At 66.4% G+C, this 15,262-nt stretch carries 16 protein-coding genes and 1 pseudogene; 5 read left to right on the top strand and 12 right to left on the bottom strand.

The genetic code is table 11. From position 1 onward, the window contains the following. Nucleotides 1-1,111: pseudogene (locus WAN02_RS19300) on the top strand (TPM domain-containing protein); the annotation flags it as partial. A 154-nt stretch (nt 1,112-1,265) separates the two neighbouring features. On the opposite strand, the gene WAN02_RS19295 reads toward WAN02_RS19300, so the two are convergent. Then, a complete protein-coding gene (locus tag WAN02_RS19295) occupies nt 1,266-2,681 on the bottom strand; it encodes a glycine--tRNA ligase (RefSeq protein WP_422265844.1) in 1,416 nt (471 codons plus the stop codon). 87 nt (nt 2,682-2,768) lie between these two features. On the opposite strand from WAN02_RS19295, the gene WAN02_RS19290 reads away from it, so the two are divergent. Further along, on the top strand, nt 2,769-3,146 hold the full coding sequence (locus WAN02_RS19290) for an ArsR/SmtB family transcription factor (protein WP_422265843.1): 378 nt from the start codon (nt 2,769-2,771) through the stop codon (nt 3,144-3,146). Nucleotides 3,147-3,195: 49 nt separating this feature from the next. Continuing rightward, on the top strand, nt 3,196-3,606 hold the full coding sequence (locus tag WAN02_RS19285; RefSeq protein WP_422265842.1) for a Fur family transcriptional regulator: 411 nt from the start codon (nt 3,196-3,198) through the stop codon (nt 3,604-3,606). A 7-nt stretch (nt 3,607-3,613) separates the two neighbouring features. Here the strand turns inward: WAN02_RS19285 and WAN02_RS19280 are convergent, their stop codons facing one another. The 3 genes from WAN02_RS19280 to recO all read right to left on the bottom strand — a co-directional run bounded on the left by WAN02_RS19280 (nt 3,614) and on the right by recO (nt 5,892). Continuing rightward, nucleotides 3,614-4,030 carry a hypothetical protein gene (locus WAN02_RS19280; protein ID WP_422265841.1) on the bottom strand — a complete coding sequence of 139 codons (417 nt, stop codon included), beginning with the start codon at nt 4,028-4,030 and terminating at the stop codon, nt 3,614-3,616. Between the two features lie 139 nt (nt 4,031-4,169). Next, nucleotides 4,170-5,084, bottom strand: coding sequence for a decaprenyl diphosphate synthase (locus WAN02_RS19275; RefSeq protein ID WP_422265840.1), 915 nt, complete (start codon nt 5,082-5,084; stop codon nt 4,170-4,172). Then, on the bottom strand, nt 5,044-5,892 hold the full coding sequence (gene recO, locus WAN02_RS19270; protein WP_422265839.1) for a DNA repair protein RecO: 849 nt from the start codon (nt 5,890-5,892) through the stop codon (nt 5,044-5,046). The genes WAN02_RS19275 and recO overlap by 41 nt, the downstream gene beginning before the upstream one ends. Nucleotides 5,893-5,955: 63 nt before the next feature. On the opposite strand from recO, the gene WAN02_RS19265 reads away from it, so the two are divergent. Next, the gene (locus tag WAN02_RS19265) at nt 5,956-7,395 is read left to right on the top strand and encodes an amidase (RefSeq protein ID WP_422265838.1); all 1,440 of its coding nucleotides are present in this window, start codon (nt 5,956-5,958) and stop codon (nt 7,393-7,395) included. Nucleotides 7,396-7,410: 15 nt separating this feature from the next. On the opposite strand, the gene era is transcribed toward WAN02_RS19265, so the two are convergent. The 8 genes from era to hrcA all read right to left on the bottom strand — a co-directional run bounded on the left by era (nt 7,411) and on the right by hrcA (nt 14,708). Further along, complete coding sequence (gene era / locus WAN02_RS19260; RefSeq protein WP_422265837.1) at nt 7,411-8,310, bottom strand: GTPase Era; 900 nt, start codon at nt 8,308-8,310, stop codon at nt 7,411-7,413. Continuing rightward, nucleotides 8,303-9,592, bottom strand: coding sequence for a hemolysin family protein (locus WAN02_RS19255; protein WP_422265836.1), 1,290 nt, complete (start codon nt 9,590-9,592; stop codon nt 8,303-8,305). Before WAN02_RS19255 ends, era begins: the two co-directional genes overlap by 8 nt. Beyond that, nucleotides 9,589-10,122 carry an rRNA maturation RNase YbeY gene (ybeY, locus tag WAN02_RS19250; protein WP_422265835.1) on the bottom strand — a complete coding sequence of 178 codons (534 nt, stop codon included), beginning with the start codon at nt 10,120-10,122 and terminating at the stop codon, nt 9,589-9,591. Before ybeY ends, WAN02_RS19255 begins: the two co-directional genes overlap by 4 nt. Before the next feature lie 72 nt (nt 10,123-10,194). After that, nucleotides 10,195-11,238 carry a PhoH family protein gene (locus WAN02_RS19245; RefSeq protein WP_422265834.1) on the bottom strand — a complete coding sequence of 348 codons (1,044 nt, stop codon included), beginning with the start codon at nt 11,236-11,238 and terminating at the stop codon, nt 10,195-10,197. Between the two features lie 55 nt (nt 11,239-11,293). Next, nucleotides 11,294-11,545 (bottom strand): hypothetical protein, encoded by a 252-nt coding sequence (locus WAN02_RS19240; RefSeq protein WP_422265833.1) that lies wholly within the window; start codon nt 11,543-11,545, stop codon nt 11,294-11,296. A 145-nt stretch (nt 11,546-11,690) separates the two neighbouring features. Further along, the gene (locus WAN02_RS19235) at nt 11,691-12,443 is read right to left on the bottom strand and encodes a 16S rRNA (uracil(1498)-N(3))-methyltransferase (RefSeq protein WP_422265832.1); all 753 of its coding nucleotides are present in this window, start codon (nt 12,441-12,443) and stop codon (nt 11,691-11,693) included. Next, nucleotides 12,444-13,586 (bottom strand): molecular chaperone DnaJ, encoded by a 1,143-nt coding sequence (gene dnaJ / locus WAN02_RS19230; RefSeq protein WP_422265831.1) that lies wholly within the window; start codon nt 13,584-13,586, stop codon nt 12,444-12,446. A 78-nt stretch (nt 13,587-13,664) separates the two neighbouring features. Next, entirely contained in the window at nt 13,665-14,708 is a 1,044-nt protein-coding gene (gene hrcA, locus WAN02_RS19225) for a heat-inducible transcriptional repressor HrcA (protein ID WP_422265830.1), read from the bottom strand. Nucleotides 14,709-14,842: 134 nt separating this feature from the next. Here hrcA and WAN02_RS19220 point away from each other — a divergent pair, with 134 nt between their 5' ends. After that, a complete protein-coding gene (locus WAN02_RS19220) occupies nt 14,843-15,163 on the top strand; it encodes a type II toxin-antitoxin system VapB family antitoxin (RefSeq protein WP_422265829.1) in 321 nt (106 codons plus the stop codon). Nucleotides 15,164-15,262 lie beyond the last annotated feature (99 nt).

The raw sequence follows: 15,262 nt of genomic DNA, 5'->3' as shown, positions 1-15,262 counted from the left end.
GATCGTCGCTTCGGCGCGGGCCGATGTCGAGCTGGAGTCGCAGCGGGAGGCCTTCGAGGAAATGCGTGATCTGGTGGTCAACGCGCCGTCACGACTGGACGCTCTGACCCAACAGGTCGTCGACCTGACCGCGCGCATCGCACCTGCTGAGCAACGAATGACCGAGCTGCACAGCGAGTTCGACTCCGCGGCATTGGCTTCGGTGGCCACCAACGTGACGACAGCCAAGGACCGGCTGGCCTTCGCCGAGCAGAACCTCGGCCGGGCCCGCGAGCTGGCGGCCAAGCCGGTCAGCGGCGAGCAGAGCGGCCTCGTCGACGCGGTACATGCCGCGGAATCGTCGCTGGGACAAGCCCGCTCGTTGCTCGACGCCGTGGACAGCGCCGCCAACGACATTCGGCACGCGGTCGCGACCCTGCCGACCCTGATCGCCGACATCCAGTCCGGAATCGAGCATGCAAACGCCGCGCTGCACAACGCCCAGCAGGCCAAAGCGCCACACCTGCGCGATCTGGCCAGCGCCCGGGCAGCCGCCGCCCAGGCGCTCGACCTGGCCCGGACCAACGGTTCGTCCGATCCGCTCGCCTCGTTCACCGGATTGACCAAAGCCGACGCCGACTTGAACGGGCTGCTGGCCACCGTCGCCGAGGAACAGGCAGCCGCCGAGCGGCTTGCCCGGACTCTGGAACAGGCGTTGTTCACCGCGCAGTCGCGGGTACACGCCGTGTCCGAGTACATCGACAACCGCCGCGGCAGCATCGGACCCGAGGCACGTACCCGGCTTGCCGAGGCGTGTCGCCAGATCGAAGCGGCGCAGGATAAAAAAGCGAGCGACCTCAGCGAGGCGATCACCCACGCCAACAACGCCGCATCACTGGCGGCGCAGGCCCAGTCGCTGGCCGAGGCCGACGTCCAGTCCGCGCAGCGCGCGTACACCTCCCGCTACGGCGGCGGCAACCAGACCGGCGCGATGATGGGCGGGATCATCATCGGCGACCTGCTCGGTGGCGGCGGGTTCGGCGGCGGTGGGTTCGGCGGCGGTTGGGGCCCGACGTCATTCGGCGGCTCCGGATCCGACGGCGGGTTCATGGGAGGCGGCGGCCGGTTCTGACGGCGACAACTGCCAAAATGGTGGACGCGGCAGCTCACCACGCCCTAGTGAGCCGCCGCGTCGACGCACTCATCATATTGATCATGTGAGCAATAGGGGAAGGGTTTTTCCGAAATTCGTTAGACGAGTTTCGCTTATCCCCACGCTCGGCAGGCTAACAACCCCGCAGCCGCGAACCCAGGTACTCGGACACCGCGTCGATCGCCACCCGCTCCTGCGTCATGGCGTCCCGCTCCCGGATCGTCACGGCGTGGTCGTCGAGCGAGTCGAAATCCAGTGTCACGCAATAGGGCGTGCCGATCTCATCCTGACGTCGGTAACGCCGCCCGATCGCACCGGCGTCGTCGAAATCGACGTTCCAGCACTTGCGCAACTCGGCAGCCAGGTCGCGGGCTTTGGGGCTCAGGTCGGCGTGCCGGGACAGCGGCAGCACCGCGGCCTTCACCGGCGCCAATCGGGGGTCCAGCCGCAACACGGTCCGTTTGTCCACCCCGCCTTTGGCGTTGGGCGCCTCGTCCTCGTGATAGGCGTCGACCAAAAACGCCATGAACGAACGGGTCAACCCCGCCGCCGGTTCGATCACGTAAGGCGTATAGCGAGTTTCGTTGGCCTGGTCGTAGAACGACAGGTCGACACCGGAATGCTTTGAGTGCGTGGACAAGTCGAAGTCAGTGCGGTTGGCGACCCCCTCCAGCTCACCCCACGGGTTACCTGAGAAGCCGAACTTGTACTCAATATCGACGGTGCGGTCGGAGTAGTGCGACAACTTCTCTTTGGGGTGCTCATACAGCCGCAGGTTCTCTGGATCGATGCCGAGGTCGGTGTACCAGGCGAACCTGGTGTCGATCCAATACTGGTGCCACTCGGTGGCGGTCGCGGGCTCGACGAAGAACTCCATCTCCATCTGCTCGAACTCTCGGGTGCGGAAGATGAAATTTCCTGGCGTGATCTCGTTGCGGAAGCTCTTGCCGATCTGGCCAATGCCGAACGGCGGCTTGCAGCGTGCGGTCGTCACCACGTTGGCGAAGTTCACGAAGATGCCCTGCGCGGTCTCGGGCCGCAGATAGTGCAGCCCCTCTTCGGTCTCGATCGGACCGAGATACGTCTTGAGCATCATGTTGAATTCGCGCGGTTCGGTCCACTGACCTTTGGTGCCGCAGTCGGGGCAGACGATCTCGCTCATCGGCACTGAGTCGGGCTCGACGGCCGCCTCGCCCTTGCCCTTCTTGAGTGCATAGGCCTCCTGCATGTGGTCCTGGCGGTGCCGCTTATGGCAGTTCAGGCATTCCACCAGTGGGTCGTGGAAGACCTCGACATGTCCCGAGGCAACCCACACCTCGCGCGGCAGGATGATCGACGAGTCCAGGCCCACGACGTCGTCGCGGCCGGTCACCACGGCGCGCCACCACTGCCTTTTGATGTTCTCTTTGAGTTCCACGCCCAACGGCCCGTAGTCCCATGCCGATTTGGTCCCGCCGTAGATCTCGCCAGCGGGATAGACCAGGCCACGCCGTTTGGCGAGGTTGACGACGGTGTCGATGACGGACGCCACGAGGTGATATCTCCTGATGTTGGGAAAGGCGGACGATCCGTCATCCTAGCGATCCACTCCGGGCTCTTTGACATGCGTGATCATGCATGTGACAGTGGAGGCAGTATGTCCCTCTCATCCTCGACCGCAGCCGATGGCGAAGAGCTGGTCGTCGAGCACCAGCACAGCGACTCCGCCGAGCTGCCACCGCCACCGCCGCGCGAGATTCTCGACGCTGCCGGCGAGCTGCTGCGCGCGCTGGCCGCACCGGTGCGTATCGCAATCGTGCTGCAGCTGCACGTGTCCCAGCGCTGCGTCCACGAGCTGGTCGATGCGCTCGGGGTGCCGCAGCCGCTGGTCAGCCAGCACCTGAAGATTCTCAAAGCCGCGGGTGTGGTCGCCGGCGAGCGGTCAGGTCGCGAGGTGCTGTACCGGCTGGCTGATCACCATCTGGCCCACATCGTGGTCGACGCCGTCGCGCACGCGGGCGAGGACAAGCCGTGAGCCACGCCGGCAACGATGCAGCGCGCAGCGATGCTGAGGAGCGGCGCCGATGAGCGCCGCAGCGGACGAAACCAAGGCCGGTGTGCGGTCGACTCGTCAGCGGGCTGCGATCGCGAGCCTGCTGGACACCCTGGACGATTTCCGTTCGGCTCAAGAGCTCCACGACGAGCTGCGCCGGCGTGGCGAGAACATCGGGCTGACCACCGTCTACCGCACGCTGCAGTCGATGGCCGGTGCGGGCATGCTCGACACGCTGCGCAACGACACCGGTGAATCGGTCTACCGGCGCTGCTCCGAACACCATCACCACCACCTGGTGTGCCGCAGTTGCGGGTCGACGGTGGAGGTGGGCGATCGTGAGGTCGAGGCGTGGGCGGCCGAGATAGCGACCAAGCACGGGTTCTCCGACGTCAGCCACACCATCGAGATCTACGGCACCTGCTCGGACTGCCGCCGCTGACGCGGCGCTATGCCGTTACCGCGCGCCGGATTTCGGCGCCCTTGTCGAGCACCATCAACGCCAGCGTGCGCAGCGCCTCGTCGTTGAGGCCGTTGCCCGGAAAGTTGTAGCGCAACACGACGTCCGCGGCCTTGCCGGAATTACGTTTGGCCGGCCCGTCGGCGGCCTTCTCCACCAACGCCACCGATCCCAGCAGGGTGGAGTTCGACTGCTCGGCCACACTGTCGCGGATCTTCTTGGTCAACACGAGATCCCACGCCACCATCTGCGTCAGCGACACCAGATCGAGGTCCTCGTTGATCGTCACCACCCGCAGCGACGCGATCGTCCCGCCATGGTGCACGGTCAGCGCTCCGTCGGATTCCTCCTCGACTGGCAGCACTTCGGAGAGCACCGTCAGCAACCGCTCCTGCAATGACGGCATCAGAGTGGACCCATTCTTCGCAGAGGAGACGGGGTGCGATGTGCCCGCCTCTGAGCGACAACTGGCCGCGCGACGGTCGAAAGTCGCTCGAAGGCGGGCAAAAAGGCAAGTCCCTCGCCGTGCTCACGCGGGTTACCCATCACGCCGTCCCGAAACGTCGATGCCGCAACGCGTACTCTTCGCAGGCCGCCCAGAGGTCGCGGCGGTCGTAGTCGGGCCAGAGGGTGTCCTGAAAGATGTACTCCGCGTAGGCGGCCTGCCACAGCATGAAGTTACTGGTCCGCTGTTCACCGGAAGTCCGCAGCAACAGATCCACGTCGGGAATGTCGGGGCGATGCAAGTGCCGGGCGACGGTCGCCTCGGTGACCCGTTCGGGGTTCAGCCTGCCCGCCGCGGCCTCGCGCGCAATATCCCTTGCAGCTTCGGCAATTTCGGTGCGACCCCCGTAGTTGACGCAGTAATTCACCGTGATCACGTCGTTGTGCAGGGTCATCTCCTCCGCGATCGCCAACTCGTTGATCACGCTGCGCCACAGGCGTGGCCGCGAGCCCACCCAACGGATCTTGACGCCCATCTCGTTGAGGTTCACTCGGCGACGGCGCACCACGTCGCGGTTGAATCCCATCAGGAACCGGACTTCGTCGGCGGAGCGCTTCCAGTTCTCGGTGGAGAACGCGTAGAGGCTGAGCCACTTGATGCCCATTTCGATTGCACCGCAGACGATGTCGATGACGACCGCCTCGCCCATCTTGTGGCCCTCAACTCGTGTCAGCCCACGCTGGGTGGCCCAACGGCCGTTGCCGTCCATCACGATCGCGACGTGGTTGGGCAACTGCTCGACGGGGATCCGCGGTGCGGCCGCTTTGGAGATGTGCTGTGGTGGCCGGCGGGGGCCGCCGTCGGGTGAGCGCGGCAACGCGGGGAAAACCACCGGCCATGTGGACGTGTCAGGGAAAACCGGATAGTCGTCGGGTGCCGGGGCAAGCTGCGGGAAGTCGGACTTCCGCCTGCGCTCAGCCCTCCGCTCTGAGCGGCTCACCCGGCTCGTCTCCATGGGCCACATCCTGCCTGACCAGAGCTACCCGGCGGTCGAGGAGGCTGCGATCTATGCGATCCATCGGATCGCCAGGCGGCCTCCGCTCGACCAACGGCAGTGTTCGCAGTTGCCGCTCCAGATGCCATTGCAGGTGAGCGGCCACCAATCCGCTGACCTGACTGTGGGCAGATTGCGGCGCACCCTCCGCGGCTTCCCAATCGCCGTCGCGCAGCGCTGCCATCAGATCCAGCACGCCCAGCGGCGGTGTCGTCGCACCGGCCGGGCGGCAGTAGTTGCACACGCTGCCACCCGCGGCGACATGAAACGCCCGGTGCGGGCCCGGCGTCGCACAGCGCGCGCATTCGGTCAGCGCCGGGGCCCACCCGGCGATGCTCATCGCACGCAGCAGATACGCATCGAGCACCAGCTCGCGGGGTCGGCTGCCGTCGGCCACCGCCCGCAGCGCACCAACCGTGAGCTGATGTAGCTCCGGGGCGGGTGCCCGCTCCTCGCCGGCCAGGCGCTCGGCAGTTTCCAGCATCGCGCACGCGCTGGTGTAGCGGCCGTAGTCGCTGACGATGTCGGTGGCGAACGCGTCAAGCGAGACGACCTGCGTGACGATGTCCAGGTTGCGGCCCGGGTGCAGTTGTACGTCGATATGCGCGAACGGTTCGAGTCGCGCGCCGAATTTGCTGCGAGTACGGCGCACACCCTTGGCCACCGCGCGGACCAACCCGTGGTCGCGGGTGAGCAGAGTGACGATCCGGTCGGCTTCGCCGAGCTTGTGCTGGCGCAACACCACCGCTCGATCCCGGTACAGCCGCATAGATATCAGTTTGTCACCACGTTGCAACGGCACCCGGCGCACGCGCCGATAATGTCGATACCGATGAGTAACTCCCCCAATCGCCGCTTTCCGACGTTGACCGACCAGCTCTACCAGCTGGCCAGCGGTGAGGCGACCTCTGCCGAGCTGGTGCGTCACTCGCTGCGCGCCATCGGCCTCAGCCAATCGACGCTGAACGCCTTCCGGGTGGTGCTCACCGAGACGGCGCTGGCCGACGCCGCCGAGGCCGACCGCCGGCGCGCCGCCGGCGACCAGTCACCGCTGTTGGGCGTGCCGATCGCGGTCAAAGACGACGTCGACGTCGCCGGGCAACCAACCGCCTTCGGCACCTCCGGGTATGTGCAGCCGGCCACCCAGGACGCCGAGGTGGTGCGTCGCCTCAAGGCCGCCGGCGCCGTGATCGTCGGCAAGACCAACGCCTGCGAACTGGGCCAGTGGCCGTTCACCAGCGGACCTGGCTTCGGCCATACCCGCAACCCGTGGTCACGCAGGCACACACCGGGCGGATCTTCCGGGGGTAGCGCGGCTGCGGTGGCCGCCGGACTGGTCACGGCCGCGATCGGCTCGGACGGCGCGGGCAGCGTTCGTATCCCGGCGGCCTGGACCCACCTCGTCGGCATCAAACCCCAGCGCGGCCGCATCTCGACGTGGCCGCTGCGCGAGGCATTCAACGGAATCACTGTCAACGGCGTGCTGGCCCGCACGGTCGCCGACGCGGCGCTGGTGCTCGACGCGGCATCCGGCAACGTCGACGGCGACCTGCACAAGCCGCGACCGGTCAAGGTGTCCGACCATGTCGGCATCGCACCGGGTCCCCTTCGCATCGCGGTGTCAACCGGGTTCCCGTACACCGCTTTTAGGGCCCGCCTGCACCCGGAGATCAAGGCGGCGCTGGAATCGACGGGCGACCAGCTTCGACTGCTCGGCCACAGCGTCGTCTCGGGTAATCCCGACTACGGGCTGCGGCTGTCATGGAACTTCTTGTCGCGGTCCACATCCGGGCTGCTCGACTGGGCCGAGCGGTTGGGTGACGGTGTGGAGTGGGATCACCGGACGCTTTCCAACATGCGGATCGGCCGGGTGCTTTCACAAAAGATATTGCGCGCGGCCCGTGCGCATGAAGCCGCCGATCAGCGCCGGGTGGGCTCGATCTTCCGCATCGTGGATGTCGTTTTGGCGCCGACGACCGCGCTGCCTCCGCTGCCGGTGCATGCCTTCGACCGGCTCAGCGGCCTGGGCACCGATCGCGCGATGATCGCCGCCTGCCCGGTGACCTGGCCGTGGAATGTGTTGGGCTGGCCGTCCATCAATGTCCCGGCGGGCTTCACGTCCGAAGGCTTGCCGATCGGCGTGCAACTGATGGGCCCGGCCAACAGCGAACCACTGTTGGTGTCGCTGGCGGCCGAGCTGGAAGCGCTGGGCGGCTGGGCGTCAAAGCAGCCGGACGTCTGGTGGAACACCGAGACCGAAGCGCTCCGATAGCTCGCGTTATCTCCCTCAAAAGCCAAGTCTTCCAAGCTGTTTAGGGTCGCGCTGCCAGTTCTTGGCAACCTTGACGCGCAGGTCGAGATAAACCTTGGTGCCCAGCAGCTTCTCGATCTGCGTGCGTGCGGCGGTACCCACTTCACGCAGCCGCGCCCCGCCCTTGCCGATCACGATGCCCTTCTGGCTGTCCCGCTCGACGAACAGCACGGCGTGCACGTCGATCAGGTCGTCGCGTCCCTCGCGGGGATTCACCTCGTCGATCACCACCGCCAGCGAATGCGGCAACTCATCGCGCACGCCTTCCAGGGCGGCTTCCCGGATGAACTCGGCCATCAGAACTTCTTCGGGTTCGTCGGTGAGCTCTCCGTCGGGGTAATACGGCGGTCCGGGCGGCAGCGCGGCAACCAACACGTTGATGAGCACGTCGACTTGCTCGCCGGTCGCCGCCGAGACAGGAACGATCTCTGCTGCGTCGCCGACCAGTTCGCTGACCGCGACGAGCTGGGCAGCCAGCTGATCTTTGGGAACCTTGTCGATCTTGGTGACAACGGCGACCAATATTGTTCTGGGCGCACTGGATCGGATCTGCTCGACGATCCACCTGTCCCCCGGGCCGATCGCCTCGTCTGCCGGGATGCACAAGCCGATGGCGTCGACTTCGCTGTAGGTGTCGCGGACCAAGTCGTTGAGCCGCTTGCCCAGCAGGGTGCGCGGCCGATGCAGCCCCGGCGTGTCGACCAGGACGATCTGGAAATCATCCCGGTGCACGATACCCCGAATCGCGTGCCGGGTGGTCTGCGGCCGGCTCGACGTGATCGCCACTTTCGAGCCGACCAGCGCGTTGGTCAAGGTCGATTTCCCGGTGTTCGGCCGCCCCACGAAACAGACAAAGCCGGAACGGAATTCAGTCATTCTCCGCACCCACCTCCTCCGCGCGGCTGAGCAGCACGGTGCCGATGCGGACCCGCCCGCGGTGGTCAGGCCCGCCCTCGGCATGTAGCAGCAGCCCGTGCGATACCACCTCGGAGCCGGGTAGCGGAACGCGTCCCAGCTCCAGGGCCAGCAGCCCACCGACGGTGTCGACGTCGAGATCCTCCTCGAATTCCACGCCGTACAGATCGCCGACATCTTCGATCGGCAGACGCGCTGATACCCGAAACCGGTTGTCGCCCAGCTCTTCCACGGGTGCGACCTCGGCGGCGTCGTATTCGTCGGCGATTTCACCGACGATCTCTTCCAGTACGTCCTCGATCGTCACCAGCCCGGCGATCGCGCCGTATTCGTCGACCAGCAACGTCATGTGGTTGCGGTCGCGCTGCATTTCCCGCAGCAACTCATCCAGCGGCTTGGAGTCCGGCACGAACACCGCCGGTCGCATCACCTCCGTCACAGTGGTGTCGCGACCACCGGCTGACGAGTAATAAGCCTGCTGGACACAGTCTTTCAGGTACACCACGCCGACCACGTCGTCGACGTTCTCACCGATGACCGGGATCCGGGAGTGCCCGCTGCGCACCGCGACCGACGTTGCTTGATCCGCGGATTTGTCGCTTTCAATCCAGATCATCTCGGTGCGCGGCACCATCACCTCACGGGCCGGCGTATCGCCGAGCTCGAACACAGACTGGATCATTCGCCGCTCGTCGGCGGCGACCACACCGCGTTGCTGCGCCAGGTCGACGACTTCGCGCAACTCGATCTCGGACGCGAACGGCCCGTTACGGAAGCCCCGGCCGGGGGTCAGCATGTTTCCGAGCACGACCAGGATCCGGCTGATCGGGGTCAGCAATACCGAAATCACCTGCAGCGGTAGGGCTGACACCAGGGCAATAGAGTAGGCGTTCTGGCGACCGAGTGTCCGCGGACCGACGCCGATGACGACGAAGCTGATCACCACCATGACGACTGCGGCGATGAACAGCCCCCATTCGCGGCTGACCGCACGGTAGAAAAACTGCGCGAGCAGCACCGTGGCGCTGATCTCGCAGACGATCCGCAGCAGCACCACCAGGTTGATGTACCGAGGGCGATCGGTCATCACCTTGGCCAATCGCACCGCACCGGGCCGCTCGTCGCGAACCAGCTCTTGCACCCGCGCCATCGACACCGTGCTGATCGAGGCGTCGATGGCCGCGAACACGCTGCCCAGAGAGATCAGCACGATCGCACCGAGCAGCGACGCGGTGCTGTTCAATTCTCGAAATACCTTGATTTGTCTAGCAACCGCTGGTCGCGATCGTGCTGTCGCTGCTCATGGTAGTGCTCGACTTGGTCGGCGACCCACTCCTCGAGCAGGCGGTGCTGCAAGGCGAACATCTCTTTGGCCTCGTCCGGCTCGGCGTGGTCGTAGCCCAGCAGATGCAGCAAGCCGTGGATTGTCAGCAGCGCCAGCTCATGCCCCAGAGTGTGTCCGGCGGTGTCGGCCTGTATTGCGACGAATTCGGGACACAGCACGATGTCGCCGAGCATCGCCGGTCCCGGCTCCGGTGCGTCGGGACGACCACCCGGCTCCAGCTCGTCCATCGGGAAGCTCATCACGTCGGTCGGGCCCGGCAAATCCATCCAGCGCATGTGTAGGTCAGCCATCGCCGCCATGTCCAACAGCACCATCGACAGCTCGGCCGCTGGGTTGACTTCCATCTGATCGATGACGAACCTTGCGACGCTGATCAATTCGGATTCAGAGACGTCGATTCCGGATTCGTTGGCTACTTCGATGGTCACTGGAGCCGCTCCTCCTCAGTAGCGTCGTTCTCGCGACGCACAGTCGGGCCGTCGGCGCGGGTCATGACGTTGTCACCGACGGCTGCGTGCGCTCGGGGCGCGTCGCTCGGCCCGGTTCAACCGCAGCCCGGGCTCCTCGTGTCGCGCGTAGGCATCGACGATCTCGGAGACCAGCCGATGGCGGACCACGTCGGCACTGGTCAACTCCGCGACGTGAATGTCGTCGATGCCGTCCAGGATATCGACCGCCGCGCGTAGCCCCGACCTGCCGGGCCCCGGCAGGTCGATCTGCGTAATATCACCGGTGACAACGACTTTGGAGCCGAATCCTAACCGAGTCAGAAACATCTTCATCTGTTCGGCAGTGGTGTTCTGAGCTTCGTCGAGGATGATGAATGCGTCGTTCAGGGTCCTACCCCGCATATAGGCCAGCGGCGCAACCTCGATCACCCCGGCAGACATCAGCTTCGGGATCATTTCGGGATCCATCATGTCGTGCAGGGCGTCGTAGAGCGGACGAAGGTACGGGTCGATTTTCTCGCTCAGCGTGCCCGGCAGAAAGCCAAGTCGCTCACCGGCTTCCACCGCCGGCCGGGTCAGGATGATGCGGGTGACCTGCTTGGCCTGTAGTGCACTGACCGCCTTGGCCATGGCCAGGTAGGTCTTCCCGGTTCCGGCCGGGCCGATCCCGAACACGATGGTGTGGGCGTCGATGGCGTCGACGTAACGCTTCTGATTGAGCGTCTTGGGCCGAATGGTCTTGCCACGACGGGACAAGATGTCCAGGGTCAAAACCTCGGCCGGTGACTCGTTGCCGGTGCCGACAAGCATCGCGACGCTGTGCCGCACCCCTTCCGGGGTGAGCGGCTGGCCGCCCGCCACGATCGCCACCAGTTCGGAGAGCGCCCGCTCGGCGAGCGCAACGTCAGCGGGCTCGCCGGACAGCGTCACGGCGTTGCCGCGCACATGCAGATCCGCGGCCAGGAGTCGTTCGAGGGCGCGCAGGTTTTCGTCTGCGGAACCGAGCAGGCCCATGACGAGGTCGGGCGGAACATCGATGCTGCTGCGAACCGGAGAGGTGAACGGGCCGGCAGCGTTGGTTTCGCGAGGCGTCACGTGCGTCCTAATGCCTGCTCTCTGTGGTGTATCCAGCGGGTTAGCGGTCCCAAGTCTACCGCCGGTCGGTTGACGAGCCCAACGGTTGGCCACCGGTTAGCCGGGACTGCACACCGGCCAGCAGCATGTCGACGGCCCGCTCGAAATCCGCAGCGGCATTGGAGTGCTGGCTGGTGACGGCAAGGGCCGCAAGCAGCGGGTGCTCGACGCTGGCCAGCCGACCGATCCGCGAGGCCACGGCGACCTGTTCGGCGTTTCGCTCGGAGCCGGCCAACGGGCCGGCCAGTTCCGCCTGTGCGCTACCCATCACCAGACCGAGCACTGCCCGAAACGCCGCCAGCAGATCTACCCCCCGCGGTTAAAGCTCAGCAATGCGTCGTCGAGATCGACGCTAGCGCGGAGAAAGTCGAGAACGCGTCACGCTGGCGTCGATCTCGGCGCCTGACGGGCCATCATTCGGGGTGATCCCACCGCGGCGTCAACACGCCCAGTGCGCCCAATGCGACGGCCGCCGCGGTCGAGGTACGCAGCACCGTCGGGCCCAGCCGAACGGCGATGGCGCCCGCAGCCGCGAACCCGGCCAACTCGTCCGGAGCGATGCCGCCCTCGGGGCCCACCACCAGCGTCACCGACTTCGCCTGCGCCAAATGCAGATCCGTCAACGGTCCATCGGCAGACTCGTGCAGTGCCAGCACCGTGCCGCCGGAGGCCACCTCGTCACCGATCCGCTGGGTCAGTGCACCAGTCGACAGCACGCCGTCGACCGAGGGGATGTACGCGCGACGGGATTGTTGCGCGGCGGCGCGTGCGACCGCGCGCCAGCGCCGCAGACCCTTGTCGGCGCGGGCGCCGTCCCAACGGGCCACACAGCGTGCGGCCTGCCAGGCCACCAGCGAGTCGACGCCGGCTTCGGTGGCCAGCTCGATGGCCAGCTCGGAACGCTCGGATTTCGGCAGCGCCTGGACGACCGTCACCGGTGGCTGGACCGGCGACACCTGCCAACGCTTTACCACCCTGGCCCGCAGACCGTCGCGGCCGGTCTGCTCGACGACGCAGCGGGCCAGGCCGCCGACGCCGTCGCCGAGCATCAGCTCCTCACCCTCACGGATGCGTCGCACGGTGGCGGCGTGGAAGCCTTCGTCGCCGTCGACGACGGCCAGCTCACCGGTGTCGGGCAGCGCGTCGATGTAGAACAGGCCAGGCAATTAGCGCCCGGTGAAGGTTTCACGCAGCCGGCTGAACAATCCGCCGTTGGTGGCAGCCGCGTGCGTCGATCGAACCTCGGCCACGTCACGGCCGCGGCGGCTCTTGAATTCCCGCAGCAGTTCGGCGTCGTTGTGGTCCAGTCGATCCGGGACCACCACGTCGATGTGCACATGCAGATCGCCGCGCGCACCCGAACGCAGATGCGGCATCCCGTGGCCGCGGCGGGTAGTCACCGAACTGGGCTGGGTGCCCGCCGGGATGGTGATCTCGGTCAGGCCGTCGAGGATGGCGTCCACGGTGACTGTGGTGCCCAGCGCCGCGTCGACCATCGGCACCGAGATCGTGCAGTGCAGATCGTCGCCGTCGCGGACGAAGATGTCGTGCGGCTGTTCGTGAATCTCGACGTAGAGGTCGCCTGCCGGTCCCCCGCCGGGCCCGACCTCGCCTTGGGAGGCGAGCCGGACCCGCATTCCGTCGCCGACGCCCGCGGGGATCTTGACGGTGATCTCCCGGCGAGCCTGCACCCGCCCGTCGCCGCCGCACTGGTGGCACGGGTCCGGGATGACTTCGCCGACGCCGCGGCAGGTCGGGCACGGCCGCGCGGTCATCACCTGGCCGAGCAACGAGCGCTGCACGGTTTGCACCTCGCCGCGACCGCCACACGTGTCACACGCAATCGGCGCCGAGTTGCCGTTGGTACCGCGGCCTTGGCATCGATCGCAGAGCACCGCGGTGTCGACGGTGACCTGCTTGCTGACGCCGGTCGCGCAGTCGGTCAGGTCCAGTCGCATCCGCAGCAGCGAGTCCGAGCCCGCCCGGACCCGCCCGATCGGGCCGCGTGATGTCGCGCCGCCGCCGAAGAAAGCCTCGAAGACGTCTCCCAAACCACCGAAGCCCGCGAAGCCACCTCCGGCCGCCGCGGCGTTTTCCAGCGGGTCGCCGCCCATGTCGACGATGCGCCGCTTGTCCGGGTCGGACAGCACCTCGTAGGCGACGCTGATCTCCTTGAACTTCGCCTGGGCGACCTCGTCGGGGTTGACGTCGGGATGCAGCTCGCGGGCAAGCTTGCGGTACGCGCGCTTGATCTCCGAGTCGCTCGCGTTCCTGCCCACGCCGAGCAGAGCGTAATAGTCGCGTGCCACGCTTGACCTTCCTTGGGCCTTAGGCCTTGTTCGGCCGCACAACAACGGCCACCAATGAATTGTGCCTGGAATGCGCCGTCATCGCGTACCCAGCACTTCGCCGATGTACATCGCAACTGCCGCGACACTAGCGATAGTTCCCGGATAGTCCATTCGGGTAGGCCCGAGCACACCCATGCCGCCGTAGACGGTGTCGAGGGTGCCGTAGGTGGTGGACACCACCGAAGTGCCCATCATCTGCTCGGCCTCGGTTTCGTGCCCGATGCGCACGGTGACCTTGCCGGACTGTTGCTGGGCGGCCAGCAGCCGCAGGACGACGACCTGTTCTTCGAGCGCTTCCAGGATGGATCGCAGCGAACCGCCGAAGTCGGCGGTGTTGCGGGTCAGGTTGGCGGTGCCGCCCAGCAGCAGCCGCTCTTCGGTGTGCTCGACCAGCGACTCGAGCAGCACCGTCGCCGAGCGGCCGACCGCATCGCTGAGGCTCTTGGACTGGCCGCTGCGCCCCTCGAGCTGGGCGGCCAGGTCAGCGACGGCGACGGACGCCGCGGAGAGCTTTTTGCCGTCCAGCGCCTGCCCGAGCATCTCGCGCAGCTGGGACAGCTGGTGCTCGTCGATGACATCGCCGAGCTCGACGACACGCTGATCCACCCGGCCGGTGTCGGTGATCACCACCATCAGCAGCCGGGCCGGGGTCAGCGCGATGACTTCCAGGTGCCGCACCGTCGACGTCGACAACGTCGGGTATTGGACGATGGCGACCTGACGGGTCAATTGGGCCAGTAGCCGCACCGCACGCCGCAGCACGTCGTCGAGGTCGACACCGGACTCCAGAAAGCTCTGGATGGCACGCCGCTCAGGCCCCGACAGTGGCTTGACGTCGTCGAGCCGGTCGACGAACTCGCGGTAGCCCTTTTCCGTCGGTACCCGACCGGAGCTGGTGTGCGGCTGAGTGATGTAGCCCTCGGCCTCGAGGACGGCCATATCGTTGCGCACCGTCGCGGACGAGACGCCGAGGTTGTGCCGGTCCACCAGCGACTTGGAGCCGATCGGCTCTTTGGTGGCGACGAAGTCGGCGACGATCGCGCGCAGCACCTGAAAGCGGCGCTCGTCGGCAGTTCCCATCTTCGATCGTCCCTCCTATCCCGACCAGTTTACGGGGATCACCAGCAACTACTGCCCAGCGCACGTCACACCCGCCGCGATAGCCTGTCCTGCATGGCCGCATCGGGGAGGTCCGCGCCGGAGACGAGCGGCGGATGATCTTCAAGGGTGTGCGCGAGGGCAAGCCGTACCCAGAGCACGGCTTGTCCTACCGGGACTGGTCGCGGATTCCCCCGCGACAGATCCGGCTCGACGAATTGGTCACCACCACGACGGTGCTGGCGCTGGATCGCCTGCTCTCCGAGGACTCCACGTTCTACGGCGATCTCTTCCCGCACGCCGTGAAGTGGAAAGGCATCTGCTACCTGGAAGACGGCCTGCATCGGGCGGTGCGCGCGGCGCTACGAAATCGCACCGTTCTGCACGCGCGGTTGCTCGATCTGGATGCGGTCACCATGCACGCCGACCAGGCCTAGCGCCTGCCGGTCACGTTTCCGTGCGGCCCGGTGTCGAGGTAAGTGACACCGCCGCGACGCTTGAAGGAGACCGTGATGCCACGACTCGCAGGACTGTCC

The sequence above is a fragment of the Mycobacterium sp. genome, from assembly GCF_049281135.1.
Taxonomy (GTDB): Bacteria; Actinomycetota; Actinomycetes; order Mycobacteriales; family Mycobacteriaceae; genus Mycobacterium.
The sequence above is the reverse complement of the archived record's forward strand: the minus strand, read 5'-3'. Positions and strand labels throughout refer to the sequence as shown.

Excerpts from the sequence above, each read along its gene's own strand:
- WAN02_RS19290 (WP_422265843.1), top strand. The coding sequence starts at position 2,769 with ATGTCCCTCTCATCCTCGACCGCAGCCGATGGCGAAGAGCTGGTCGTC.
- WAN02_RS19285 (WP_422265842.1), top strand. The coding sequence starts at position 3,196 with ATGAGCGCCGCAGCGGACGAAACCAAGGCCGGTGTGCGGTCGACTCGT.
- WAN02_RS19280 (WP_422265841.1), bottom strand. The coding sequence starts at position 4,030 with ATGCCGTCATTGCAGGAGCGGTTGCTGACGGTGCTCTCCGAAGTGCTG.
- WAN02_RS19275 (WP_422265840.1), bottom strand. The coding sequence starts at position 5,084 with ATGGAGACGAGCCGGGTGAGCCGCTCAGAGCGGAGGGCTGAGCGCAGG.
- recO (WP_422265839.1), bottom strand. The coding sequence starts at position 5,892 with ATGCGGCTGTACCGGGATCGAGCGGTGGTGTTGCGCCAGCACAAGCTC.
- WAN02_RS19265 (WP_422265838.1), top strand. The coding sequence starts at position 5,956 with ATGAGTAACTCCCCCAATCGCCGCTTTCCGACGTTGACCGACCAGCTC.
- era (WP_422265837.1), bottom strand. The coding sequence starts at position 8,310 with ATGACTGAATTCCGTTCCGGCTTTGTCTGTTTCGTGGGGCGGCCGAAC.
- WAN02_RS19240 (WP_422265833.1), bottom strand. The coding sequence starts at position 11,545 with ATGGGTAGCGCACAGGCGGAACTGGCCGGCCCGTTGGCCGGCTCCGAG.
- hrcA (WP_422265830.1), bottom strand. The coding sequence starts at position 14,708 with ATGGGAACTGCCGACGAGCGCCGCTTTCAGGTGCTGCGCGCGATCGTC.
- WAN02_RS19220 (WP_422265829.1), top strand. The coding sequence starts at position 14,843 with ATGATCTTCAAGGGTGTGCGCGAGGGCAAGCCGTACCCAGAGCACGGC.